Origin of the sequence: Microcoleus sp. PH2017_09_SFU_O_A (genome assembly GCF_020738625.1) — a bacterium.
Classification (GTDB): Bacteria; Cyanobacteriota; Cyanobacteriia; order Cyanobacteriales; family Microcoleaceae; genus Microcoleus.
Window position 1 is genome coordinate 1 of record NZ_JAEQCF010000196.1, and the last position, 2,212, is coordinate 2,212.

The following is a 2,212-nucleotide window of genomic DNA, read 5'->3' on the forward strand; positions in this document are numbered from 1 at the left end:
TTTACTATCAACGAATGACCATAACTCATCCATCTGAACATTCAAGCGCTTTTTTTCTTTGGGAGTCACTTCCACTTGCTTCTTAACAGCAGCCGCTTGACTATTAACGTATCGCTGCACTGTATCTTCTGACACTTGAAGTACCCGAGCAATTCCTGCCTGAGAAATACGTTCAAGTAGCATCCGTGACATTAACTCTTTTTGTTCTTCTGTAATAGGCTTCCAGGCAGGATTTAAAACAAATTGACGACCACATTTTCGGCATTTATAATTTTGTTTATGATGCCGAGTTTTACCGTTCCGACTAACTTCTTTTGAGCCACAATTAGGGCAACAATTAATTTCTAATGTCATATCACGCTATGGCAAACACTATCCTTTCCTTCAGGGCACTACCTAAATACGAATGGTTAAAGAAAATTTTATAATTACCGAATGGCATACCCTCACACGACACAATTGCGAGAGTATTTTCTCGTCTCAAGCCGGAGCAATTTCAGAAATATTTTTTGAGTTGGATTCAATCTATTAGTTGCTTTAATCCAGGAGAGGTGATCGCAATTGATGGCAAAACTCTTCGCCATTCTTACTGTAGTTTAGACTAACCAAAGATGAGAACGGTGGCAAAAGAAGAACTAGAGCCACCGCGCCAGGAGAGAATGAGGGTGAAAAAGAAAACCTATCCACTCCTTAAATGAACAGTGAACGATTAAAGGACTTTCGTCAAGCAGCATATGAATTATTGGTGCAAGCTCTCGTATGCAACATTCGAGCTGATGGATTCAGTGATGACCACCAGAAATGCGTCATGTTTAGCGGAATTTTCACTCAATCCATTATTCAAGCGTCAATGGCAAGCGCATCTATGAAGCATTACAAGACTGTAGACCAGACCGAAAAAAACTGATGCTGCTGTATCTAGAGCAATTACAGAAAGAAGCAGCCCCAACGGAACATATATTAGTAGCAATCTCAGAGCGGCTGCATTGTGGGACAGGGGTACAGTACAATTGCGTGGATACCTGAAGCGATCGGAAGTTGGGCATTACCCCTGCTCCATGAAAGAATAAGTAGTGGGTCTTCACCCATACTTCAAGCAGCTTCCCAACTTAAACTTGTCTGTGAACAAAGCATCAATCCAGTATTAGCAGTCTTAGACCGAGAATATGGCAATGCAAGTTGGGTGCTAGCGCTAAAGCAAGCTTCCATTCAAGCTCATTGTTTAATGAGAGTCCGAAAGAATGCCTGAAGAGTGGTCAGCACCACCAGCCTATAGTGGTCGCGGTAGACCACCCAAACATGGGCAAAAAATGAGACTCAATGACCCAACCACATGGCTCCAAGCGGATACAGAGATTGAAATTGACGAACATCCAGATTTGGGAAAAGTCCGAGTCAGACAATGGATTGACTTGCATTTTTATCGCGCCCCTGGACAAAAAGTCAATTTAATCCTGGTGGAAAGAATGAAGCCCATGTCAAATGGTCAGCCATTTCCACCCTTATGGTTGGCTTGGGTTGGAGAACGAACTCTACCCAAGCGAAACTGTTTGGTTCAAATATTTACGACGCTTTGGAGTCGATCATTGGTATCGATTTGCGAAGCAAAGATTGCATTGGACATTGCCTAACTTGAGAACTCCTGAACAATCTGAACGTTGGAGTGATTTAATGCCGTTGATGAGTTGGCAACTCTGGCTAGCTAGGGATTTAGTGGTTGAGAATGTCTTACCTTGGCAATCTGCTACTATCAATTTAACCCCTGGACGTGTTGCCGAATCAATGTTTTCGCTTTTAGTTGACATTGGTACTCCCACAAAAATCCCTAAACATAGGGGAAAATCCCCCGGCTGGGAAAAAGGAAGGGTACGAACTAAGGCACCATGCTATCCTACCGTTAAAAAACGGGTTTCTCGACGCAAAAAGTCTTCAAGGTTAGCTATTTAATCTTCTACTTTTTGAGTTTTTTAGCAACAGCTTGCCTGAGATTCAAAGGTGGCTACTTTTAGCTGCGCTCATTTTTTAGTCTAAACTACAGTCATTCTAGACAAACGATGTAACCCACATTCCGCACTTCTGGTTTTGATGACTAAGGATTTTCATAAATTCATCGTATGAAAAATATTTTTGCCTACCTTTTCTAATTTTGGTATTATTATCATCAAATTTTGGCTATATACAATGAATTTAAATTAAGAGATATTTCCTAATA

2 protein-coding genes and 1 pseudogene are annotated in these 2,212 nt (G+C 41.2%); 2 read left to right on the plus strand and 1 reads right to left on the minus strand.

Annotated elements, in window-relative coordinates; translation table 11 throughout:
- On the minus strand, positions 1 to 354 hold a 354-nt coding region (locus tag JGK16_RS32640; RefSeq protein ID WP_293200725.1), incomplete at its 3' end, for an IS1 family transposase.
- A 44-nt stretch (positions 355 to 398) separates the two neighbouring features.
- Here JGK16_RS32640 and JGK16_RS32645 point away from each other — a divergent pair.
- Positions 399 to 590, plus strand: a pseudogene (locus tag JGK16_RS32645) (ISAs1 family transposase); the annotation flags it as partial.
- A 651-nt stretch (positions 591 to 1,241) separates the two neighbouring features.
- The gene (locus tag JGK16_RS32650) at positions 1,242 to 1,631 is read left to right on the plus strand and encodes a hypothetical protein (protein ID WP_293187210.1); all 390 of its coding nucleotides are present in this window, start codon (positions 1,242 to 1,244) and stop codon (positions 1,629 to 1,631) included.
- Positions 1,632 to 2,212: the final 581 nt, after the last annotated feature.